The organism is Acidocella aminolytica 101 = DSM 11237 (assembly GCF_900129125.1).
GTDB classification, from domain to species: Bacteria; Pseudomonadota; Alphaproteobacteria; order Acetobacterales; family Acetobacteraceae; genus Acidocella; species Acidocella aminolytica.
In genome coordinates, this window is sequence record NZ_FQVJ01000003.1 from 122,660 (window position 1) to 145,640 (window position 22,981).

Below are 22,981 nucleotides of genomic sequence, written 5' to 3' on the forward strand. Positions count from 1 at the left end.
CCGCGCGCGGCTTGACGCATGAATGGACCGGCCCGTTGACTGATATCGTCGTCGTCGAATCTCCCTCAAAAGCCAAAACGATCAACAAATATTTGGGTGATTCATATAAGGTTCTGGCCTCCTTCGGCCATGTCCGCGATCTGCCGCCTAAGGATGGCTCCGTTCGCCCGGACGAAGATTTCGCCATGGATTGGCAAGCCGATGACCGCGGCGCCAAACAGCTCAGCGAGATTGCCAAGGCGCTCAAGGGCGCCTCGACTCTCTACCTCGCCACTGACCCTGATCGCGAAGGCGAAGCGATCTCCTGGCATGTGCAGACGGCCCTGGCCGAGCGTAATGCGTTAAAAGGCGTCCATGTTCGCCGCGTGACTTTTAATGAGATCACCAAGAACGCCGTGAAGCACGCCATGGCGCACCCACGTGACCTGGATACCCCTCTGATCGAGGCGTATCTCGCCCGCCGCGCTTTGGATTATCTGGTGGGATTCACCCTCTCTCCCGTGCTCTGGCGCAAGCTGCCAGGGTCCAAATCCGCTGGCCGAGTGCAGTCCGTCGCGCTGCGTCTCATCTGCGAGCGTGAAGCAGAAATCGAGGTGTTCAAGGCTCGCGAGTACTGGACAGTGGAAGCCGCCATGCTCACTCCCACCGGCGCGCCCTACCCTGCCCGGCTCACCCACTACCAGGGCAAGAAGCTGGAGCAGTTCGATCTGAACGACGAGGCGATAGCCATAGTTGCCAAGGCGGCTGTCGAAGCGGGCGATTTCACTGTTGCTTCCGTCGAGAAAAAGCGTACCCGCCGCTCCCCGCCACCGCCTTTCATCACGTCCACCCTCCAACAGGAAGCCAGCCGCAAGCTCGGTTTCTCCTCCCAGCAAACCATGCGTCTTGCCCAGCAGCTTTATGAGGGCGTTGAGATTGGCGGCGATACGGTCGGTCTTATTACCTATATGCGAACCGACGGCGTGCAACTGGCCCAGGAGGCTGTTGCCGCCATGCGCAAGCAGATTCAGGCCGAGTTCGGGGACCAATATCTCCCCGTCGCTCCGCGGGTCTATCAGAGCAAGGCGAAGAATGCGCAGGAAGCCCACGAGGCCATCCGACCCACGGACATTTCGCTGAAGCCCGAAAAAGTCGCCCGTATCCTCAATGCCGAGCAGGCAAAGCTCTACGAGCTAATCTACAAGCGCGCCCTTGCCTGCCAAATGTCCCCGGCGGAGTTGGACCAGACAGCCGTGGACCTGACTGACGGCAAGGGGCAGACCCTGCGCGCCACTGGTTCCGTGCTGGCCTTTGACGGCTTCCTGAAGCTGTACAAAGAGGACCAGGACGATCCGTCGGACCAGGACGATGACAGCCGCATCCTGCCGCCCATCGCCAAAGGCGATCCGGCCAAGACCCGCGATGTTACCGCCACCCAGCATTTCACTCAGCCCCCGCCGCGCTATTCCGAGGCATCGCTGGTGAAAAAGATGGAGGAACTCGGCATCGGCCGTCCCTCCACTTACGCTTCCATCCTCACTGTGCTGCGCGATCGCAATTATGTTAAGCTGGAAGCCCGTCGGTTTATCCCAGAAGATCGCGGCCGTCTCGTCACCGCCTTCCTGGTCAGCTTCTTCGCCCGCTATGTCGATACTGGCTTCACTGCCAATCTCGAAGGTGAACTGGACCAGATCGCCGAAGGCAACGCCAATTGGCGTGAGGTTCTACGTGCCTTCTGGGACGATTTCTCTGCCGCCGTGGCCCAGACCAAGGAGCTTAAAATCTCCGATGTCATCGACGCACTGGACCATGATCTCGGCCCGCATTTCTTCCCAAGCCGGGATGATGGCTCAGACCCGCGGGCCTGCCCCTCCTGTGGCGATGGCAGGCTGGGGCTGAAGCTTGGGCGCTTCGGCAGCTTCATTGGCTGCTCGAACTACCCAAACTGCCAGTACACTCGCAAACTTGCTGTCGATGGCGGCGAGGGAGAGGATGATTCCCTGAAAGACGGTATGCGCGTGCTCGGCCAGCACCCTGAAACGGGCGAGGATATCACGCTCCGCCGTGGGCCTTACGGTCTCTATGTCCAGCAGGGCGAGCCGAACCCGGAGGACAAGAAAGCCAAGCCTAAACGCGCTTCCCTCGCACGCGGGATGGACGGCGCCACCCTCACGCTCGAGGATGCGCTGGGCTTGCTCTCCTTGCCTCGCCTGATCGGCCTGCACCCGGAAACCGGCCAGAAGATCGAAGCCAATATTGGGCGCTTTGGGCCTTATGTGAAAATGGGCGCGCTCTTTGCCTCGTTGGATCGGGACGATAACGTGCTGCATCTGGGCTTCAACCGCGCCATGGATCTTATTGCCAAGAAGCAGGAATCCATCAAGACGCTCGGCCAGCATCCGAAAGACAGTGCCGACGTGCTGGTCCGCAAAGGCCGGTTCGGGCCTTATGTGCAATGGGGCAACATCGTCGCCAACCTAGCGAAGGGCACGGATATGGGCGATGTGACGCTGGACGAGGCGATCGCGCTTTTGGCTGAAAAGGGCAAAACCCTAGCTCCGCGCGGCAAGAAAGGCGCCAAAGCGAAGGCCGCGCCCAAGAAAGCCGCAGCCAAGAAAGAGACAGCAGCGCAGGCCAAGAAGCCGGTCAAAGCAAAAGCGGCGGCCAAAACGGCCACCGCTAAAAAAACAACCGCTAAAAAGAGCGCTTAAACCTTTGATCTGCGGACCGCCCGCCGCACCGGCGCGGCGGCGGCCTTAGGTGCGCTGTGTTGCGGTTCTGCTACTGGCGCGCCCCCGGAATCAGCCTCAGCCTGCGCATCGGGCGCCGGTTCTGGCTCAACTTTTGGCTCAACGTGCTTTGCCTTGGACGCGGAACCCAGAGTTTTCATGATGTCATTGGCCTCGTTGAAGCCGCCCCGAATTTCGCTGGAAATCTCCTTGATGAGCGCGGAGAAGTGTTCCATCTCCTTCTGCATTTGCGCGGTTGCGTGGGTGGCATCCAGCCCATCCCAGCGCAGCATATTCATGCGTTCCGCCATCACCTCCTGCCCGTAGCGCAGTTGTGCGCGTATCGCCGCGGACATAGATTTGGCGATATGTTCCTGCGCTTGCAACATTTTGGTGGTGCGTGTCTGCCATTGTCGCACATAGGGCTCCGGATCAAACGCGATCGCGGAAAACTCAAAACCGGGGGAATGCTTTTCCTGATGACGCTGCGTCATACTTTCTCCTCCTCTCCGAGATGGCTAGTATAGGGCTTGCGCTCAAAAAATTGTGAAAATTATAGAATCATTTTCGAATTTTAACCGTCCACAAGCTCATTCTAATGGAATCAGTCGTCTGACATCCTCCAGCCGGTTGGCTTCAGAGGCGGGCTTGTCGGTCCGCAAACGCAACACACGTGGAAACCGCAAGGCCACACCAGATTTATGCCGCGTGGAAAGCTGCGCTGAATCAAAGCCTAGTTCAAACACTAGGGTTTTTTCAACCTCTCTGACCGGGCCAAAGCGATTAATCGTGTGCGCGCGGATCCATTTATCGATGAAATTCAGTTCTTCATCCGTATAGCCGGAATAGGCTTTGGCCACTGGCACCAATTCACCATCCGCTGTCCAGACGCCAAACGTGTAGTCAGAGTAAAAGGAAGATCGTTTGCCGTGGCCGCGCTGCGCGTACATCAAAACCGCATCAAGACTTAACGGCTCCCGCTTCCATTTCCACCACATCCCCTTGGGTCGCCCGGCAACATAAGGGGCTTCACAATGTTTGAGCATCAGCCCTTCACTTTGAACTGTACGGGCCGCCTCGCGCAATGAAGCCAACTCGTCGATGGAGCTGAAAGGAATCAAGGGCGAAAGCTGCATACGCTCTGGTTTGGTTTTTGCAAACCAACCTTCCAGTCGCGTACGTCGCGCATCAAAACTTAAAGGCCGGATATCCTCGCCCGCCTCAAACAGCATGTCATAAAGCATGATCCCCACTGGAAACTCTCGTTGTAGTTTGGCGCTTGCGGTCTTGCGGTTGAGGCGCTGCTGCAAATCAGTGAACGGCGCGATCACGCCATCGCGGATCACTAGCAATTCTCCGTCCAGCACGGCGTCAAATGTCAGCTGTTCCAAGACTTCCTGGAACGCATGTGAAATATCTTCGGCATTGCGAGTATAAAGCCGCCGCTCCTGCGCCGTGGCAACAATCTGCACCCGTATGCCGTCAAATTTCTGCTCCGCCCGGAAGGCTCGCCAATCCGTCCGCGCCACATCCCCGGGCTCCATCGGGTGGGCCAGCATCACGGGGCGGAACACCGGTGCCTCACCGGGCTCTGGCCGGGCGCTTTTTCCCTCCAGCCAACTGAACAAAGAAGTGTAAGGAGGGTTCAGACCATGCCAAACCTCCTCTATCTGATTTACATCCACCAGCCCCATCTCCGCCAGGGCCAATTTGGCAAGCCTGAGGCTCGCCCCAACCCGCAAGCCCCCGGTAAGCAGCTTGATCAAAGCGAACCTCGCCGAGGCATCGGAACGGTCCAGCCAGCTTTCAATCAGCGCCGGAATCTCCGCGCGGTTAGCGGTGCGCAAGCCTTCAATCACCTCCGGCAAGGCGGGAGGGGTATCACCATGGGCGGGCCAGATCAGCGCGATTGTCTCGGCCAGGTCCCCGACAAAATCGTAAGACAGGGCGAACAACTCAGCATCCATCCGCGCCGCCGCTAGTGCCTTGAGCGTGGCCGCCTTGGCGCCCGGAAAATCGAGCGCTCCGGCAATAGCCGCAAGCGCGTAGCCGCGCTCCGGGTCTGGCCGGCTGGCAAAATAAGCCCTCAGCAGCGCGATCTTGGTGTTTCGTCCCGGCGCGAACAGCAGCCTTTCCAACAGCTCGGCAAAGGCTTTCATTCCTCCTCCTCGCCATAGCCGATCAGCGAGAGCGCCCGCGCGCGGATTTGCAGCAGCCCGCAGGCACGGATCAACGCCTCCTCCGCCCCGTGCGTAACCCAAACTTCAGAGGCTTGCGTCTCTTTGATCGTCGCAAGCAACCCGTCCCAATCTGCATGATCGGAGATAATCAGCGGTAACTCCACGCCTGCGGCTTTGGCGCGTTGGCGGATACGCATCCAGCCCGAGGCTTGCGCCACCACCGGATCTTCCAGCCGCCGCCCCCAGCGCTCCCCAATGGCCGATGGTGGTGCTAAAACCATCGCTCCTTTCAACTGCGCCTTTTGCGCCACCGTGGCCGGTCGCAAATCTCCCAGATCAATCCCCAGAGACTGATAAAGTGCACAGAGATTAGCGTGCGCCCCATGCAGATAAATCGGCGCGTCATAGCCAAGCTGACGCAAAGAGGCGATCAGCCGTTGGGATTTACCTAATGAATACGCCCCCACCACATGCGTCCGTTCAGGAAACAAAGCGTGGGAGCGCAGTAGCTTCCGCAATTCCTCCGCTGGATCAGGATGCCGGAACACAGGCAGACCGAATGTGGCCTCTGTGATGAACACATCGCACCGCACCGGCTCAAACGGCGCGCAGGTCGGGTCCGCCTGCCGCTTATAATCACCGGAGATAACAGCGCGGCTGCCCTTATAATCGAGCACAATCTGCGCCGAGCCCAGAACGTGCCCCGCCGGAACCAGTCTTACAGTAACGTCGTTAACTTTTATGGGCTGATGATAAACGGCAGGCTGCAATATTTTTCCAGCCCGTTCTTCCCCCATGCGGGCGCGCATGATGGCTAGCGTCTCAGGCGTGGCAAGAACATGCTCATGCCCCGGTCTGGCGTGGTCTGAATGGCCGTGCGTGATGACCGCGCGCGGCACCACCCGCACCGGATCAATATAAAAATCGCCGGGCCGGCAATAAAGGCCGGATGGCGTCGGGTTCAGCCAGTTTTCCGGGTGCGGGACCATGGAGGGAGTATAGAACAAATCATGAAAACAGGATATGGTGCATCATGGCTAGGCTGCCAGAGAGATTCGAACAGTGGTTCAAGGCAAAAGGCTGGCGCCTGCGCGACCATCAGGCAGCCATGCTGGAAGCTGCTGAGGCCGGCAGGGATGCACTCCTCATCGCTCCCACCGGTGCAGGCAAGACATTGGCGGGGTTTCTCCCTAGCCTTGTGGCTTTGGCTGGGCAACCAACGGATAAACTCCACACACTCTATGTCAGCCCACTCAAGGCGCTGGGGACGGATATTGCGCGCAATCTTCAAATTCCGATGGCGGATATGGGGCTTTCCGTCTCCGTTGAAACCCGCAGCGGTGACACTCCGGCCAACCGGCGCGCCCGGCAGAAGGAGATGCCGCCCAACATTCTGCTGACTACCCCGGAATCGCTTCTTCTCCTGCTGTCACAGGAAAATAGCGCGGATTATTTCGCCTCGCTGTCTTGCGTGGTGGTGGATGAGATTCACGCCTTGGCCGGCACCAAGCGCGGAGACCAGCTTTCCCTTTGCATAGCCCGGCTACGCAGACTCTCGCCAACCCGTGTCGTTGGCTTGTCCGCCACGGTGGCCCACCCTGAAGCCATACGGCAATTTGTCGGCCCCAAAGCGCGGCTGGTGCAGGCTGAGGACGGCGCCCCGCCCCACGTCACCATGGCCTTACCGGATGTGGAGATTCCCTGGTCAGGCCATATGGGATTGAAAGCGGCCGAACTGGTGCTGGAAAAAATTGCCGGGGCTGCCATGAGCATCGTATTTGTGAACACGCGTGCTCAGGCAGAACTACTTTTCGCGGCTATTTGGAAACATAATAGCCAAAACCTGCCTATTACGATTCATCATGGTAGCCTCGACATCGCCCAGCGCCGCAAGGTGGAGGCCGCGATGGCTGAAGGGCGGTTGCGGGCGGTTATTGCCACCTCCTCGCTTGATCTCGGCATTGATTGGGGCGGGGTGGATCAGGTTTTACAGATCGGCGCGCCCAAAGGGGTGTCCCGGTTGCTGCAACGCCTGGGGCGGGCAAATCACCGGCTGGATGAACCCTCCCGCGCCATCCTGGTTCCCGCCAACCGGTTTGAAGTGCTGGAATGTGAAGCCGCCATGGCTGGGGTTAGAGAAAAAGCGTTGGATGGCGATCCGCCCCGTCCAGGCGGGTTGGATGTGCTGGCCCAGCATATTATGGGCATGGCCTGCTCGGGGCGGTTTTTGCCGGATGATCTGTACCGGGAAGTTGTTTCCACCGCGTGTTATGCTGACCTGCCGCGCCAGGATTTCGACGACGTACTGCGCTTCGTGGAAGACGGCGGCTACGCGCTGGCGGCTTATGAGCGATACAGAAAGCTGTTCCGGGACTCTGAGGGCTTTGTGTACCCGGCCAGTGCCAAGGTAGCCCAGTATTTTAGGATGAATATCGGCACCATCGTCGAGGCGCCGATGATCAAACTGAGGCTTGTGGGCAAGCGTGGAGGCTTTGGCGTGGGGCTGGGTGAAGTTGAGGAATATTTCGTCAACCAGCTTGTGCCCGGCGACAGTTTTATCTTCGCTGGGCGGGTGCTGAAATTCTTGCGCTTGCGGGAGAATGTCGCGGAGGTGGTGGAAGCTCCGGGCAAGGAGCCCAAAGTTCCCGCCTATGCTGGGGCGCGGCTGCCTTTGACTACTAATCTCGCCAGCCGAGTGCGGGCCATGCTGCATGACCCTTCGTGCTGGGGGGCGTTTCCTGAACAGGTGCAAGAGTGGCTGACCCTGCAAAAACGGCGCAGCCGGTTGCCGGGGCCGAACGGGTTGCTGGTGGAGACATTTCCCCGCAATGGCCGTTGGTTCATGGTGGTTTATGCCTTTGAAGGCCGTAATGCGCATCAGACATTGGGGCTGCTGCTCACCAAGCGCATGGAACGGGCGGGATATGCCCCCATCGGTTTTGTGGCCACGGATTATGTGCTGGCCACGTGGTCGGCCTACCGGCCGGAGAGGATCGACCAGCTTTTTCAGGAGGATATGCTGGGCGATGATCTGGAGGAATGGATGGAGACCAGCTCCTTGCTGCGCCGCTCCTTCCGGCAGGTGGCGGTGATCGCTGGGCTGATTCCGCGCCAGTTACCTGGAGCGGAGAAGAACCGCCGGCAGGTTACGGTAAATTCAGACCTGATCTACGATGTGCTGCGCAAGCACCAGCCCGACCATGTGTTGATTCGCGCCACCCGGGCCGACGCGACCCATGGGCTGATTGATTTGTCCCGTATCGCAGCAGTTTTGCGCCGGGCGGAGGGGCGGATCACGCATATGGTATTGTCCCGCGTTTCGCCGCTTGCGGTACCCGTTTTGCTGGAAATTGGCCGGGAGCAGGTGGCGGGCGAAGCCGAGGAGCAATTATTGGCGGAAACAGCCGCCCTTGTTACTGAGGCCACGGCTGAAAATGAAAGTCTTCACAATTTTAAACATGGTCCCAAGGGGCAGAATATGCTTTTTCATCAATCATGACCGCAGCACCGATCCACTTTCGAAATGAACGGCTCATGCTTGACCCTTCCGGCGCGGCGTTTTGGCCGTCTAAACGGGTTCTGATCATTGCGGATCTGCATTTTGAGAAAGCCACATCCTTCGCGGCGAATGGCAGTTTGCTGCCGCCTTATGACACGCGCGCGACGCTGGAACGTCTGAACCGGCTGGTGCGGCTTTATCGGCCTTCAAAGCTCATTGCGCTAGGGGACTCCTTCCACGACAGCAAGGCGCCCGCGCGGCTGGCCAAGGATGACCGGGCGCGGCTGGAAGCCATGGGGCGTGAGGCGCAGTTTATCTGGGTGGCGGGCAATCATGATGCCGCGCCGCATGATCTGCCCGGGCAATGCGTGGCGGAGCATCGGGAAGGCCCGTTTGTGTTCCGGCATCAGGCCCTAAGCCGCTTGGCGCCGCGTGAGATTGAGATTTCTGGCCATTACCACCCCAAGGCGTGCATCGAATCCCGCGCCAAGCGCGTCTCACGCGCCTGCTTTGTCTCCGATGCCGTAAGCCGCCTAATTTTGCCTGCCTTTGGTGCCTTCACAGGCGGGCTGGATGTGCGGGACCAAGCTATTTTCCGGCTGTTTCCGCGTGGGCTGCGCGTGTTCATGCTGGGGCAGGAACAGCTCTACTCTTTCGCCCTTGAACAGTTAGGGCGCTTGCCAGAGGTCGCCTGAGACATGGCGCAACTCGTTTGGTTTAGGAATGATCTGCGGCTGACCGACAACCCCGCTTTGCATAAGGCGGCGGAGAGCGGTGAGCCGCTTATTCTGCTGTATATTCTGGATGAACGCGCTGGCGCGGCCAGTCGTTGGTGGCTGCATTATTCTCTGACCGCTCTGGCAATGGATATTGAAGCCAGAGGTGGGCGACTAGTTTTGCGGCGTGGTAATCCGGTGGAGGTAATCTCCGGGTTGGTGAAGGCGCATGATGTGATTGCTGTGCACGCGGCACGCAGCTATGAGCCGTTCTGGCGCGAGACCGACCGCAAGCTGGATGTGGAGCTGAAAGAGATAGATTGCGGGCTGTATCGGCATCTTTCAGCCTCTTTGTTTCCACCTGAGCGCATTACCACCAAGGTGGGTGGGCCGTTCGGAGTCTATACCCCGTTCTCGAAAGCCTGTTTTGAGGCTGGCGTGCCGGAAGGCCCCCTGCCCGCTCCCGCAACCCTTAACTGCGCGCCGATCGAAAGCGAGGTGCTGGCGGATTGGAAGCTACTGCCCACGAAGCCGGATTGGGCGGGCGGTATGCGCGCTGAGTGGACGCCCGGCGAAGCCGGAGCCCATGCACGGCTGAATGCGTTTCTGGCCGGGCCAATACAGAGTTACAGCGAGGCGCGGGATTTTCCTGACCGCCCTGGCACGTCAAAACTTTCACCCCATGCGCATTTCGGGGAGATTTCGCCGCGCTATGTCTGGCACCGTGCCAAGGCGACGGGAGATGGCAAGGGCGTGCAGACCTTTTTGAAGGAACTGCTCTGGCGGGAGTTTTCAATCAATTTGCTGTGGCAGTACCCGGATATTCGGACCCAGCCGATCCGCAAGGAATTCGCGGCCTTCCCTTGGAAGGAAAAAGCCGGGCATCTCGCCGCGTGGCGGCGCGGGCAGACGGGAATTCCCATTGTAGATGCGGGGATGCGCGAGCTGTGGCAAACTGGCTGGATGCATAACCGGGTGCGGATGATCTGCGCCTCTTATCTAGTGAAACATCTGCTGATTCCCTGGCAGGCGGGGGAAGCCTGGTTTTGGGATACGCTTTGTGAAGCGGATGAGGCCGCGAATGGAGCCTCATGGCAATGGGTAGCGGGAAGTGGTGCGGATGCGGCACCTTATTTCCGCATCTTCAACCCTGTTTTGCAGGGGCAGAAATTCGATCCGGCGGGAGGCTATGTGCGCCGCTTTGTGCCAGAGCTGGAAAAACTGCCAGATGCTTATATCCACGCCCCGTGGGATGCGCCTTCCTTGGTTTTGGCCGGGGCTGGCGTCAGGCTCGGCAGGACTTATCCTAAGCCTCTGATATTACCAGCAGATGGCCGGCAGGCGGCGCTGTCAGCTTATGAGATGCTAAAGGCTCGGCAAGGGGCGTAAACGCCTCTTGCGCTGTTTTTACAGCTGCACCATCTTTAAATTGTAATGTTTAACGCTTTTTCACCATGTGGGGGAACGCTCACATGATCCCTCCTTGCAGGCCATTGCGGATTGTGGGGGATGTGCATGGAGATTCCCGGGCTTTCGCAGCGGCGGCGGAGACGGACAGGTTTGTGATTCAGCTTGGCGACCTGGTGGATGACGGGCCAGATACACCCGGCGCGCTGGAGATTATGTTCCGGCTGCTCGACGAAAAGCGCGGCTTGTTTTTGCTCGGGAACCACGATTTCAAACTGGCAAGGGCCTTGCGCGGTGACCGCGTGCGGGGGGAACCCACGATAAAAACATTCGCGACTTTACCCGCCGAGATGAGACGCCCCACGAAAGACGCGATTATGGCGGCACCAGTTTGGTTGCGTGCTGGGAACCTGTTTTTTGTACATGGCGGGTTTCATCCCGCGATGTTGGAGCAGGCACCAGGCCCCTTTCCTCCCGGGCGGCCGGACCCGCTTTGGGCAAGGGCCCTTTATGGCCAGACCAGCGGGCGGGTGACAGGGGCCGGTAAGCCGGAACGGCTTTTACGCTGGGTGGAGGATATTCCGCCAGGCATGGTGGTTTATGTTGGTCATGACCAACGCTCTAATGACGGGCGGCCTTACGTGAGGCAAAGCCGCAAGGGAGGAAAGGCGATATTCATGGATACCGGCGCTGGAAAAGGCGGGCATCTTTCCTGGGTGGATATTGATCAGGTCGACTGATCTCAAACGCCTCATACTGGTGGCTGAGGAGGGCTGAAGGGACTTGGGGATGTCAGCTCGACCTGAGAGATGGGCACGGCGAGTTCCGCTCCATGGCGGCGTACGATTTGCCCAAGTTCAATTAAGAGCCGCTCCTGAATGGCCAGCGAATCCTGCCAAACCACAGTGCGGGTAAAGCACCAGACCAGGATTTGCAGCCCATAACTACCATATTGTTGGAAATAGACCATGGCGCCCAGGGACTGGTCGATCTCTTTATGGTTATCGACATGCGCTCGGAAATCCGCGGTAATACGGGCGAGTTTGTCGAAATCCACATAGCGGATGGAAATGATGCTGTTGATCTGCCGCGCCTGCATCCGGGGCGGTGTTTGCACGACCGATGAATTAAAGATCTGGTTGGGGACGTAATAGGGCCGTGTGTCGAAGCCTCGCACTGTGGTGGTGCGCCAGCCGATATGCTCGACCGTGCCGGATACGTTTTGGGTGGGAAGCACGATCCATTCGCCAACCTTGAAGGGTTGGTCGAGATAAACCACGAGAGCGCCAAACAGGTTAGCAGTAACGCCCTGTGCGGCGAAGCCAACGGCGATACCCGCAACACCACCAAAAGCAAGCAGACTGGCTATGGAGAAATTCAAAATACGCAGGATCATCAAGCCGATGATTGTGACCACGAGGATGCGGGTGATTTTGGCGATGGCATCCACTAACATCGGGTCCGGGGTTTTGCCGTGCTTATGCCAAATATGAGCCGGGTACGCGCGCTCACTCACCGCAACAACACGCAATGAGGCCCAAGCCGTGACGAGCAGAACGAAGATTTTGAGGATGACTGGTAGAATGTTTAGCAATTCACTCAGCTTCAACGGAGCCGACACCGCCAGCACAATAAAATAAGTGACCAGCCCCCAGATGAGGCAGACCGCCGGTGTTAAAAGACAGCCTAAAACAGCTGCACGGAATTTATGCCCGTGATTATTGGACCAGCGCATAAGGAGGCCAAAGCCGGTTTTGGCCAGGGTTGAGCCAAAGACGCCCGCTAGAAGAATGACGATAATGCCGATCACATTTGAAAGATGTGCACCCCAGAATGCCGCCATGTTTTCAAATAATTTGTGCATATATCGTTCCTTTAGACTTTGACCCCGGACTGAAAACACGGACTACTGTGTGCCGTATTGTGCAATGGCAATACGGCTTTTCAGTTCAGAAAGATCCCATGCGGCTGGCTGTTATTCAGGATAGCTGTTACTTAGGCATGAGTTGTGTGGCTGTAAACCGGAGAGAACACATTCTTAGGCCGGGAGATAATGAGCCTTTTCTATTAAAAAATTCTCACTTAGGTTTGGACTATTCCCTCAACATAGAATTGAAACACTCCAGCCATTCGGGCGGAATCACTGCTCTTCATCATCGACTTAACTGAGGGCGTCAGAACTAAGTAGTTATAGATTTTGTAATATTAAATGGAAAAAAATCAAAAGTCCTACATATTTACTATAAAATATGTAATTCTCTAATCGTTTTGATAAAGCATTTAGCCTCTATCATAAATCCACAAACTGCCGCTATGCTAAAATGGAAGCCATAAATGATCGAGTGGCATTTCGTTTACAGTTACGCAAGGAGCTAATATGAGCGACACGACGCCTGGTGCCTCAACGGAATTAACCACCAAGCTAGCTAATGGGCAGTTCTGGAACTTGGTTGCAAGCATACGCGCCCAGGAAGTCGCGACACTGGCAGCTGCTTTGCTTGGCAATCGTCGCAAGTCAATGTCTCTTGCTGAACTTCTGGAAGTTACTCGTGATATTCAATTCGCTAAATACCCGGCTCCCAATAACCCAGAATACCAAGAGTGGGAGAAGACCAAAAGTGAACGGTTGAGCCGAATTTATAAATAATGCTTCAAAAGTTTTAAGATAAATAAGGACGGGAATTAATAACCCGTCCTTATTTGTTTGTAGTATTTACAAAAACGGGTTGCTTTGACGTTCAGCGCCGATGGTGGAGCCGGTCCCGTGGCCGCACAGGAAGCTGAATTCATCCGGCAGTACCAGAAGCTCGCGTTGGATGGAGGCAATGAGTTGCTCGTGGTCTCCATAATCGCCGAGGTCCGTACGGCCAACTGAGCCGCGGAACAGCACGTCTCCAACAATCCCGAAATTTAGAGGCTTGCTTAGGAACACCATGTGGCCAGGCGTATGGCCAGGGCAATGGCGAACTTGAAAAGCCTCGCCGCCCATAGTAATGATATCGCCCTGCTGAAGCCAGCGGTCGGGATGGCAGTCGCGGGCTTTGAGCCCATAGCGAGCCCCCTGAGCTGCGAGATCATCTAGCAGAAACTTATCCTCAATACCTGGGCCGACGATACGGGCGTCCAGTTGTTCGGAAAGCTCCCCCGCGCCGCCCGCATGGTCGATATGGCCATGGGTGAGGAAGATTTCGGAGATCGAGAGGCCCAGTTTGTCAATCTGATCCTTGATAAGGGAGACGTCGCCGCCGGGGTCGATCACCGCACCGGATTTAGTTTCGTCATCCCACACCAGAGTACAATTCTGCTGGAAGGGAGTGACGGGGATGATGCCGATTTTGAAGCTCATGAGCGAAGATCTGGGGCCGTGGCCTCAGCTTTCAACAGGGTAATAGCCTCTTCCAGCGCGAGGATTTCCTGCGCGGCACCGCCCAGGCGGCGCAGAGCCACCTTGCGTTCCTCAGCCTCCTTGCGGCCGACCACGAGAATGTTCGGCACATGATGAAGGGAATGGTCGCGGATCTTGGCTTGGATTTTCTGGTTCGAGATATCCAGTTCCACGGCGAGGCCAGCCGAGCGGAGTGCTTCTGTGACTTCCCTGGCGTAGCCGTCAGCGTCGGAGACGATGGTGGCGACCACTGCCTGCACCGGCGCCAGCCAGAGCGGGAAGCGCCCGGCATATTGCTCGATAAGGATACCGAGGAAACGCTCAAAGCTGCCAATAATGGCGCGGTGGAGCATTACTGGGCGAGCACGGCCACTTTCGGAGGTGACATATTCCGCGTCAAGACGCTCAGGCAGCACAAAATCGACCTGAATGGTGCCGCACTGCCAGTCCCGGCCGATGGCGTCACGCAGCACAAATTCCAGCTTGGGACCGTAGAATGCGCCCTCACCGGGATTGAGCGTATAGGTAACACCAGCTTTTTCGCAGGCTTCTTTCAGGGCGCCCTCTGCGCGATCCCAGACCTCGTCGGACCCGGCGCGGACTTCCGGCCGATCTGAGAATTTCACGCTGAAGCTCTCGAACCCGAAATCCTTATAGACACTCTCCAGCAACGCAACGAAGCGTACGGTCTCGTCAGCGATCTGGTCTTCCGTGCAGAAGATGTGCGCGTCGTCCTGGGTAAAAGCGCGGACACGCATGATGCCGTGCAGCGCGCCGGAGGGCTCGTAACGGTGGCAGGCGCCGAACTCGGCCATACGGATCGGAAGTTCTTTATAAGAGCGCAGGCCCTGGTTGAATATCTGGACATGACAGGGGCAGTTCATCGGTTTTAGGGCAAGCATGGTAGCTTCCTCTTCAACCTCGGCAATGAACATATTCTTTCGGTATTTGTCCCAGTGGCCGGACATTTCCCACAGCTTCCGATCCACCAACTGCGGGGTGCGGACTTCTTCATAGCCGCCTTCCTCCTGGCGGCGACGGATATAGGCTTCCACTGTCCGGTAGAGTTTCCAGCCTTTGGGATGCCAGAAAATGGAGCCGACGGCTTCTTCCTGAATGTGGAAGAGATCCATGGCCTTGCCAATCTTACGATGGTCGCGGCGTTCGGCTTCCTCAAGCTGGTGGAGGTAGGCGTCCAGCTCTTTATTATCACGCCAGGCGGTGCCGTATATGCGGGAGAGCATCGGATTTTTGGCATCGCCGCGCCAATAGGCGCCGGCGGTTTTCATCAGCTTGAAGCCGTTGCCGATGTCACCCGTGCTGCGCATGTGCGGGCCGCGGCACAGGTCCAGCCACTCGCCCTGTCGGTAGATGGTGATAGTTTCGCTTTCCGGCAGGTCGCGGATCAGCTCAGCTTTGAAGCGCTCTCCACGCCCATCGAAGAATTTGATAGCCTCCTCACGGTCCCATTCCTCACGCTCAAAACCCGCGTTACGGGCAATGATTTCACGCATCTTTGCCTCGATGGCCGGAAGGTCATCGGGCTTGAAGGGCTCGTTACGGTAGAAATCGTAATAAAAGCCGTTTTCGATGGAGGGACCGATAGTGACCTGTGTTCCGGGATAAAGTTCCTGCACCGCCTCGGCCAGCACGTGGGCTGCATCATGGCGGATCATCTCCAGGGCGGCTTCGTCCTTGCGGGTGATGAATTTCACCGCGGCGTCCCACGAGATTGTACGGGAAAGGTCCATCTGCTTGCCATCAACCTCCATGGCAAGTGCGGCACGGGCCAGACCGGGGCCGATGGCGGCAGCGATGGTGGTGCCAGTCACCGGGCCGTCGAAGGAACGAACGGAACCGTCGGGCAAGGTGATGGCAGGCATAAGCGTCTTCCTAAAATGACAAAAACTGGCGGCGTTATGGCAGGTGGGCCAGTACTTGCGCAACCGGTAGTTCCTGAAGAGTCGGCGCGCGAAGAATGGTCGGCCAGCCGCCATCCTGGTAGCGTGGGGCGCAACGGGTGGGGTCTGAGGCGCTTGAAAAGAGAGAAATGCAGGGCACGCCGATTGCAGCGGCTAGATGCATGGGGCCTGTATCGTTGCCTATGGCCAGGGACGCGCCCCGAAAGATTGAAGCCAACTGGAAGAAATCTGTTCTACCGGTGAGGTCAATGCCGCCAATGGTATCCGCCAGGGGTTTCTCGCCGGACGTGCCGACGACGACGACGGGTAAATGCAAGGCGGCGGCAACCTCGCGGAATTTCTCGGCCGGGAAGCGCTTTTCCGGGCGGTGTGGTGCAGCTCCGGGGACTAGCACGGCGTAACGCGGGGGAAGGTTCAGGCCGGCGATATCCCCCGCGAGCCACGAAAGATCTGGCACGGCTAATGGCGTAGGCAGGGTGGCCCGCCGAAGCTGCTGCTCCAGGCGTTCGCGGCTGTGCAATGTTTCGCGGTTGGCGGCGTCAGGAAACTGGCAGCCGCGCGCGATGCCGGACCAGGGTGGGCGACCTGCGAGGCTGAAATAACGGGTGGAGCGGCCGGAGGTTTGCAGGTCGTAAACCATGTCAAAGCCGGAAAGCTGGCGCTTCAGGCGTAGGAGGCCCGGAAGGTTCCACCAAACCGGCTTGGCGTCGAGTTCAATTTTGTCGAACCAGGGGCTTTGGCCCAGAAACCCAGCATACGGTTTTGTGGTCAGTAGGGTGATCTCGTCGGCATGATGGCACGCGCGGATGGCGGCGAAAGCCGGGAAGGTCATCACGATATCACCAAAGGCGCCGTGGCGGATGACCAGCACGCGCATCAGCCGAGCAACTCCGCATAAAGGTTCAGATAGCGGGTTTGCATGACGGCCAGAGAGAATCGGTCGCCGACTTCCTCCCGCGCGCGGGCGCCGAAGGCAATACGCAGATCCATGTCGCCATCGAGAATCGCATCGAAGGTGGCGGCCAGGGCAGCGGCATCGTTAGGCGGGATAAGGAAGCCACTGACATTGGGCTCGATGGTTTCATGCGCGCCGCCATGGTCCGTGGCGACGACGATCTTGGCCATCGCCTGCGCTTCGATGATGGTGCGGCCAAACGCTTCAGGCGCAGTGGAGCAGTTGACCACAATATCAGCCAGTTTGAGGGCGGCGGGCATGTCTTCAACATGTCCGGCAAGGCGCAGGCGGTTGCTGATGCCCAACTGCTCAGCCAAAGCCAGCAATTCCTGGGTGTATTTGTGCCGCCCCTGATCTGAGCCGATAAGAATGCCCACGGCCTCCTGATGCCGCATCTTGGCCAGGGCTTGGATGAACAGGCGCTGGCCTTTCCAGGCGGTCAGGCGGCCAGGGAGCAAAATCGCGGGTTGACCGTTCTCGATCCGCCATTCCTTGACCAGACGGACGGCCCGGTCACCACGCACGGAGGCAGGATCGAATTTACGCAGATCCACGCCGTTATGAATGACACGAATTTTCTCGGGATCAATCTTGTAACGGGATTTGATGAGGTCCGAGATGAAATAGCTAACGGCCACCACGCGCTCGCCTGCCGCCATCACCTGATTATAGCGCTTCTTCAGCCGCGTGCTCTCACCGTAGGTGCCGTGATAGGTGGTCACGAACGGGATGCCCATTCGCTTGGCAGCGCGAAAAGCGGACCAAGCCGGGGCGCGGGAATGAGCATGGATAAGATCAACCTGGTTCTCCTTGATGATGGCTTTCAGTTTTTTTGTGTTACGCCAAATTCGGTAAGGATTTTTGGTTGATAGCGGCAGATTGATCAGTTCGGCTCCCCCACGGGTGGCCAGGGATGAGAGGCGGCCATCCTCAGCGGCGATAAGGGAGCGATGCCCTGCAAGATGCACCGCCTGGGCGATTTCGATCACGACCCTCTCAGCGCCCCCGGCATCAAGCTTGGGCAACACCTGGAGAATCGTTTTCGGCCGGTCAATCATGCATTGCGCGCTACCAGGGTTAGGAGATTATGACTATGCCGTATGTGTCACGCCTGCCAGGAATCGATCTGGCTTATGAATTTCTAGAAGGTGAAGGCCCGGTGGTGATGTTTTGCCCGGGCTATGCTTCAGATATGCAGGGCACCAAGGCGTTAACCTTGGAGGAATGGTGCAGGGCCAACAAACGGGCGATGCTGCGCTTTGATTACGCCGGGCATGGGCAGTCCGCCGGAGTGTTTACGGAAAACGGTATTGGGGACTGGGCGGCGGATGCCGAGCATGTGTTGGATCAGACTGCACCTGGGCGGGATGTGTTGCTGGTTGGATCCTCGATGGGCGGATGGATTTCATTGCTGCTTGGCCCCAGGCTGGGCGAGCGGCTGCGGGGCATGGTGCTGATCGCCCCGGCTCCGGATTTTACGGAATCGCTGCTTGAACGCGAACTTACCGCCGAGCAGGCGGAGACGCTGGAACGCACGGGGGTTGTGTATCAGCCGTCTGAATATGGTGATCCCCTGCCCTTCTCCCTGACTCTCGTCCGCCGTAGTACGGGGTATCTGGTCATGAAGAGCCAGATTGGGGTTACCTGCCCGGTGAGGATTCTGCACGGCATGCAGGACGCTTCAGTACCCTGGCAACTCAGCCTGAAACTGGTTGAACGGCTTGCGGCGGGTGATGTACAGCTGATTTATATTAAGGAAGGCGATCATCGGCTTTCAGCTCCGGATGATCTGATACTGTTAACTCAGACTGTTGGCTCGCTCCTCGTTGAGAATGGCGGCTAAGCCCTCACGGTAGGTAGGGTAGCGCCATGCGAGTCCCAGCCGGGACTTTGTTTTTTCCGCAGAAACCTTTCGATTTTCTGCCCAAAAGCTGAGCGCCATGGGCGACATGGTTTTAATGGCTTGTTCGTAAGGCATTGGTGGGGGCGGTTTGATGCCAAGCAACCTTGCGGCTTCCTGGACTACGTCCGCGGGAGCCGCGGGTTCGTCGTCTGAAAAGTTGAAGATGCCGGTGGCCGTCTGGCGGATGGCGGCGAGTACGCCTTGTGCAATGTCTTCCCGGTGGATGCGCCCGAACAAGTGGCCCGGCTTAACCACATGCCGTCCCTGCCCTGCCTTGAGGTCATCCAGCATCGACCGGCCCGGGCCGTAAATGCCCGCTAAGCGGAAAATGGCAAGTGGTTTGCCAAGTGCCGCCCAGCCATGCTCCGCGCCGACGCGGCGTTGGGTGCGCGTGGAGCCAGGGTTAGGAGATGTTTCCTCATCTACCCAGCCGCCATTGGCGTTGCCATAGACGCCGGTGGTGGAAAGATAGCCGAGCCAGACGGCCGAAGAGGCTTTGAGGGCGGCATGGTAACGGGCGAGTACCGGATCGCCGGTTTCGTCCGGCGCGGCGGTTGAGAGAATATGGCTAGCCGAGGCAATGGCAGGTGCGGCATGGGCGAACGGCAGTAAAGTCACGCCGGGCTCGGGGTGGATTTGACCGCGCGTGGTGGCGCTAACCTGCCATCCCGCAGCCACGGCAGCCTTGGCGATAGCCCGGCCGGAATAGCCAAGCCCGAAAATGAGCAGATGGTTCATGGCGTGCCTCCTATGCGGCCGAGATGGGTCTCAGAAAAGCCAGCGGCGTATTTCAGCCCGTAGCCAAGCAGCCGGTCAAACCCAATATGGGCCAGCCATATGGCCGCCCCCCCTATGGTTGGAGAACTGGCGGTCAATGCGCCAGCCGCCAGTAAGGCGAAGGGCAGTAAGGTTGAATGGAAACAGTTATAGATGGCTGCTCCGGCGCGTGGCCCAGCCACGTAACCCAGCATGGAAAGATCAGGCACCGGAAACAAAACCAGGAACAGCAACCAGCCCATGCTGAGATGGGCATAAAATGCGATCCCTGCCAGCATCAACGCCGCGCCTTCTAGACGCAATAGCCAACGGGGGCCGCCTTGCAGCGGTAGAAAGCGGAGTGACTGATCAGGCTGGGGCATGCCACCGATATGGCGCCATCCCCCAGCAATATAAAGTGGTTAGCCTTTGGCTTTACCCAGCTTGTATTCCAGTGCCTCTTGCGCGGAAGCAACGCCGCCATGAGCGGCGGACCAAGCCATCGGGTTCTCCAAGAATTTGCGCACGCCGGAGAGGGCTGCATCGGAGAAGTAAGGCTGGCTCTTGGCGGCTTCCAGTACGTCCCACCACGTACAGAGATGATGCAGGGAGATATTCATCTCCTGCAGCGTCTCGAAAGAGCCGGGGAACACGCCGTAGAAGAAAACCACGAACGCATGGTTGCAGATGGCCCCGGCCTCCCGCAGCGCCTTGGCGAACTGGATCTTGGATCCGCCATCAGTCGTGAGGTCCTCCACCAGCAGGGTGTTCAGCCCTTCCGGCACATCGCCTTCAATAAGAGCGTTACGGCCAAAGCCTTTGGGCTTCTTGCGGACATAGGCCATGGGCGCATTCATGCGTTCGGCAATCCAGGCGGCGAAGGGAATACCCGCTGTCTCGCCGCCGGCCACAGCCTGGATGGCCTCGTACCCGACATGGCGGCTGATTTTCTCCACCGCCAAGTCGCAAATTTTGGCGCGGGCGCGGGGGAAGTAGATAATCTTACGGCAGTCGATATAAACCGGGGATTTCCAGCCAGAAGTGAGCGTATAGGGCTCCTCGGGCCGGAAATTGACCGCTTTAATCTCCAGCAGCAACTTGGCGGTGGTTAAAGCGGCGTCACGGTCCCAGTCGCTCGCCCAATCAATTTTCGCGGCAATCCGCCCGCTCATGTCAGTCATTCTCCAGAAACTCGCACTCCAGCCCCTCCTAGCGGCTTGGGGGCGATCAGTCCATGTGCGCAGGGATAAGAACCAGGGTTGTGTGGCACGTCGGGGATGCTATTTGATATGCAACGCATGGAGTAGAGTGAGTAAAAATGGCCAAAATCAAGGTAAAAACCCCAGTCGTGGAGATGGACGGGGACGAAATGACCCGCATCATCTGGGGTTTCATTAAGGATAAGCTGATCCTTCCTTACCTGGACATCGATCTGAAGTATTTCGACTTGGGAATCGAGCACCGTGATGCGACCGATGATCAGGTTACTGTCGATGCCGCCAACGCCACAAAGCAATATGGCGTGGCCGTAAAGTGCGCTACCATCACTCCGGATGAAGCCCGCGTGGAAGAGTTCGGCCTGAAGAAGATGTGGCGCAGCCCGAATGGGACCATCCGTAACATCGTGGACGGCACCATCTTCCGCGAGCCGATCATCTGCAAGAACGTCCCCCGCCTGGTGCCACACTGGACCCAGCCGATTGTGGTAGGCCGCCATGCTTACGGCGACATTTACCGTGCGACCGATTATAAGGTACCGGGCCCAGGCAAGCTGCAGTTGACCTTCACCCCGGAAGGCGGCGAGCCGGTTGTGATGGACGTGCATGACTTCACTGGCCCCGGCGTGGCGATGGGCATGTTCAACACGCTGAAATCCATTGAGGGGTTTGCCCGCGCGAGCTTCAATTACGGCTTGGCCCGTAATTACCCGGTCTATCTTTCCACCAAGAATACCATCCTGAAGGGCTACGATGGGTTCTTTAAGGACACGTTCGAGCGTATCTTTAATGAGGAGTTCAAGGCGCAGTTCGACAAAGCGGGGCTGACCTATGAGCACCGGCTAATCGACGATATGGTGGCATGCGCTCTGAAGTGGAGCGGCGGTTATGTGTGGGCGTGCAAGAACTATGATGGCGACGTGCAGTCCGACATCGTAGCACAGGGCTTTGGTTCGCTGGGGCTGATGACCTCCGTCCTGCTGAACCCGGATGGCACTGTGGTTGAGTCCGAAGCAGCGCATGGCACAGTGACCCGCCATTACCGCGAACACCAGAAGGGCCGTCCAACCTCCACCAACCCGATTGCGTCCATTTTCGCTTGGACACGCGGGCTAATTTATCGCGGCAAGTTCGACAACACTCCAGATGTGGTTGACTTTGCCGAGACGCTGGAGCGGGTGTGCGTGGAGACGGTGGAATCCGGCTTCATGACCAAGGATTTGGCCCTGCTGATCGATAAGAACGCGCCTTGGCTGACGACCCAGGAATTCCTGGATAAGCTCGATGCGAACTTGAAGAAGGCGATGGGGTGAGAAAAAGGGCCGGCGAAATCAAACGCCGGCCCTTTTTAGACAGAAATGTCTTTTGGAGAGAGTTCTCGAACTAAGCGAGAAGCTTCAAATTTGGCAATGCTTTCAGCTCTTTCTGCTCGAAAGCGTTGCTCGGTCTCTTCATTCCAATAGTCGCCAACCTTCTGGAGTTCATTAGCGACTAAAGCGTTTATGGTTTCTGATTTATTGTTTATATTCAATCGACTAAAGAAAAGTTCTAATGTGGCCTCTCGATTTTTGACCATGGTTTCATAACGCAAATTGTCGAATATGATTCCTCGCTTACGAAGAATATTAATGTTAGCGTTCTCCTGCAACTGAAGGTGTACCAGCCACTTATTAATCTGATCGGCGTCATAAGGGGGAACGCCCGGGACGGCAGCATCAGTTGAATGGTAGCGTCCAGAATTGACAGCCCGGTAGAGCGAAACTGCTTGGGCAACTATATTCTCTCGCCATAAGTTAAAAAAGACAGTCCCAGGGCCAAAGATTTTAAAGAAAATTTCTTCGCCTAAAAGTTCTATATCGACATGTCGCGCTTCCATCAAACACCCCATTTGGAGATCTCTTGCGACATTTGAGTAACTCGAGAAATGGAGCTGGCTCTTTTGCGTTAAGAGAACGGGCAACACCGAGAACAAAATCCGGGTTGATAAACTCCTCGGGTGAACCCAAAACTTTTGTTTTTGAAAGAACATCAGTTAGCCATGTACTGCCCGATCGGGCAGTAAATAGAATGACATATTTCTTTGATGGTGGCTGCGTATTGGCAAGTTCGCGAAGAAAGGCGGCTTTGTCGATATCTAAGTCGCGAACAATATATTCAAACTTCATCTTCTCTGGTAACATCCGCGCTCATCCTCCAGCCGCGCCTATATCGCGATATGGTGCAGTTATATGCAAACTGGGATGCTTCGACCAGTCCTCATAACTTAACGCTATATCGTTTTGCAGGACAAAGAATATATAATATCAACCAGATTAACCAATAGATGTGAGCCT

General features: G+C 57.4%; 21 protein-coding genes. 8 read left to right on the top strand and 13 right to left on the bottom strand.

What is annotated here, in order from left to right:
- The first annotated feature begins 35 nt into the window (after positions 1–35).
- Positions 36–2,690: a type I DNA topoisomerase gene (topA, locus tag BUB54_RS02715; protein WP_048877965.1), complete on the top strand. Its 2,655-nt coding sequence runs from the start codon at positions 36–38 to the stop codon at positions 2,688–2,690.
- Here the strand turns inward: topA and BUB54_RS02720 are convergent.
- The 3 genes from BUB54_RS02720 to BUB54_RS02730 form a co-directional block, all read right to left on the bottom strand.
- Positions 2,687–3,202 (bottom strand): hypothetical protein, encoded by a 516-nt coding sequence (locus BUB54_RS02720; protein ID WP_048877908.1) that lies wholly within the window; start codon positions 3,200–3,202, stop codon positions 2,687–2,689. The two genes, topA and BUB54_RS02720, sit on opposite strands and share 4 nt — an antisense overlap.
- Positions 3,203–3,298: 96 nt before the next feature.
- Positions 3,299–4,867, bottom strand: a complete 1,569-nt coding sequence (locus BUB54_RS02725) for a cisplatin damage response ATP-dependent DNA ligase (RefSeq protein WP_048877909.1) — start codon at positions 4,865–4,867, stop codon at positions 3,299–3,301.
- Positions 4,864–5,877, bottom strand: coding sequence for a ligase-associated DNA damage response exonuclease (locus BUB54_RS02730; RefSeq protein ID WP_048877910.1), 1,014 nt, complete (start codon positions 5,875–5,877; stop codon positions 4,864–4,866). Before BUB54_RS02730 ends, BUB54_RS02725 begins: the two co-directional genes overlap by 4 nt.
- 44 nt (positions 5,878–5,921) lie before the next feature.
- Between BUB54_RS02730 and BUB54_RS02735 the strand changes: the two genes are divergently transcribed.
- From BUB54_RS02735 to BUB54_RS02750, 4 genes are all read left to right on the top strand, one after another.
- Entirely contained in the window at positions 5,922–8,387 is a 2,466-nt protein-coding gene (locus tag BUB54_RS02735; protein ID WP_048877911.1) for a ligase-associated DNA damage response DEXH box helicase, read from the top strand.
- The gene (gene pdeM / locus BUB54_RS02740; protein WP_048877912.1) at positions 8,384–9,082 is read left to right on the top strand and encodes a ligase-associated DNA damage response endonuclease PdeM; all 699 of its coding nucleotides are present in this window, start codon (positions 8,384–8,386) and stop codon (positions 9,080–9,082) included. Before BUB54_RS02735 ends, pdeM begins: the two co-directional genes overlap by 4 nt.
- A 3-nt stretch (positions 9,083–9,085) precedes the next feature.
- Entirely contained in the window at positions 9,086–10,492 is a 1,407-nt protein-coding gene (locus BUB54_RS02745; RefSeq protein WP_048877913.1) for a cryptochrome/photolyase family protein, read from the top strand.
- 83 nt (positions 10,493–10,575) lie between these two features.
- Positions 10,576–11,250 (top strand): metallophosphoesterase, encoded by a 675-nt coding sequence (locus tag BUB54_RS02750; protein ID WP_048877914.1) that lies wholly within the window; start codon positions 10,576–10,578, stop codon positions 11,248–11,250.
- Between the two features lie 11 nt (positions 11,251–11,261).
- Here the strand turns inward: BUB54_RS02750 and BUB54_RS02755 are convergent, their stop codons facing one another.
- Positions 11,262–12,374, bottom strand: a complete 1,113-nt coding sequence (locus BUB54_RS02755) for a mechanosensitive ion channel family protein (protein WP_048877915.1) — start codon at positions 12,372–12,374, stop codon at positions 11,262–11,264.
- A 513-nt stretch (positions 12,375–12,887) separates the two neighbouring features.
- Between BUB54_RS02755 and BUB54_RS02760 the strand changes: the two genes are divergently transcribed.
- Positions 12,888–13,157 carry a hypothetical protein gene (locus tag BUB54_RS02760; protein WP_048877916.1) on the top strand — a complete coding sequence of 90 codons (270 nt, stop codon included), beginning with the start codon at positions 12,888–12,890 and terminating at the stop codon, positions 13,155–13,157.
- Positions 13,158–13,223: 66 nt separating this feature from the next.
- On the opposite strand, the gene BUB54_RS02765 is transcribed toward BUB54_RS02760, so the two are convergent.
- Genes BUB54_RS02765 through BUB54_RS02780 form a run of 4 tightly spaced genes read right to left on the bottom strand, consistent with a single transcriptional unit; the run spans position 13,224 to position 17,830 of the window.
- Complete coding sequence (locus tag BUB54_RS02765) at positions 13,224–13,856, bottom strand: MBL fold metallo-hydrolase (protein WP_048877917.1); 633 nt, start codon at positions 13,854–13,856, stop codon at positions 13,224–13,226.
- Positions 13,853–15,778 carry a threonine--tRNA ligase gene (gene thrS, locus BUB54_RS02770; protein WP_048877918.1) on the bottom strand — a complete coding sequence of 642 codons (1,926 nt, stop codon included), beginning with the start codon at positions 15,776–15,778 and terminating at the stop codon, positions 13,853–13,855. The genes BUB54_RS02765 and thrS overlap by 4 nt, the downstream gene beginning before the upstream one ends.
- A gap of 34 nt (positions 15,779–15,812) precedes the next feature.
- Complete coding sequence (locus BUB54_RS02775) at positions 15,813–16,697, bottom strand: glycosyltransferase family 9 protein (protein ID WP_048877919.1); 885 nt, start codon at positions 16,695–16,697, stop codon at positions 15,813–15,815.
- On the bottom strand, positions 16,694–17,830 hold the full coding sequence (locus BUB54_RS02780; protein ID WP_048877920.1) for a glycosyltransferase family 4 protein: 1,137 nt from the start codon (positions 17,828–17,830) through the stop codon (positions 16,694–16,696). Before BUB54_RS02780 ends, BUB54_RS02775 begins: the two co-directional genes overlap by 4 nt.
- 35 nt (positions 17,831–17,865) lie before the next feature.
- On the opposite strand from BUB54_RS02780, the gene BUB54_RS02785 reads away from it, so the two are divergent.
- Positions 17,866–18,615, top strand: a complete 750-nt coding sequence (locus BUB54_RS02785; protein WP_048877921.1) for an alpha/beta fold hydrolase — start codon at positions 17,866–17,868, stop codon at positions 18,613–18,615.
- Here the strand turns inward: BUB54_RS02785 and BUB54_RS02790 are convergent.
- From BUB54_RS02790 to BUB54_RS02800, 3 genes are read right to left on the bottom strand one after another with little or no spacing between them, the layout of a single operon-like run.
- The gene (locus tag BUB54_RS02790) at positions 18,571–19,413 is read right to left on the bottom strand and encodes an SDR family oxidoreductase (RefSeq protein WP_048877922.1); all 843 of its coding nucleotides are present in this window, start codon (positions 19,411–19,413) and stop codon (positions 18,571–18,573) included. The two genes, BUB54_RS02785 and BUB54_RS02790, sit on opposite strands and share 45 nt — an antisense overlap.
- On the bottom strand, positions 19,410–19,814 hold the full coding sequence (locus tag BUB54_RS02795; protein WP_048877923.1) for a DUF4260 domain-containing protein: 405 nt from the start codon (positions 19,812–19,814) through the stop codon (positions 19,410–19,412). Before BUB54_RS02795 ends, BUB54_RS02790 begins: the two co-directional genes overlap by 4 nt.
- Before the next feature lie 39 nt (positions 19,815–19,853).
- Positions 19,854–20,612: an orotate phosphoribosyltransferase gene (locus tag BUB54_RS02800; RefSeq protein ID WP_048877924.1), complete on the bottom strand. Its 759-nt coding sequence runs from the start codon at positions 20,610–20,612 to the stop codon at positions 19,854–19,856.
- A gap of 137 nt (positions 20,613–20,749) precedes the next feature.
- Between BUB54_RS02800 and BUB54_RS02805 the strand changes: the two genes are divergently transcribed.
- A complete protein-coding gene (locus tag BUB54_RS02805; protein ID WP_048877925.1) occupies positions 20,750–21,961 on the top strand; it encodes an NADP-dependent isocitrate dehydrogenase in 1,212 nt (403 codons plus the stop codon).
- A 35-nt stretch (positions 21,962–21,996) separates the two neighbouring features.
- On the opposite strand, the gene BUB54_RS02810 is transcribed toward BUB54_RS02805, so the two are convergent.
- Positions 21,997–22,524 (bottom strand): Stf0 family sulfotransferase, encoded by a 528-nt coding sequence (locus BUB54_RS02810; RefSeq protein ID WP_158320073.1) that lies wholly within the window; start codon positions 22,522–22,524, stop codon positions 21,997–21,999.
- Positions 22,472–22,813 carry a Stf0 family sulfotransferase gene (locus tag BUB54_RS20155; protein WP_217652419.1) on the bottom strand — a complete coding sequence of 114 codons (342 nt, stop codon included), beginning with the start codon at positions 22,811–22,813 and terminating at the stop codon, positions 22,472–22,474. Before BUB54_RS20155 ends, BUB54_RS02810 begins: the two co-directional genes overlap by 53 nt.
- Positions 22,814–22,981 lie beyond the last annotated feature (168 nt).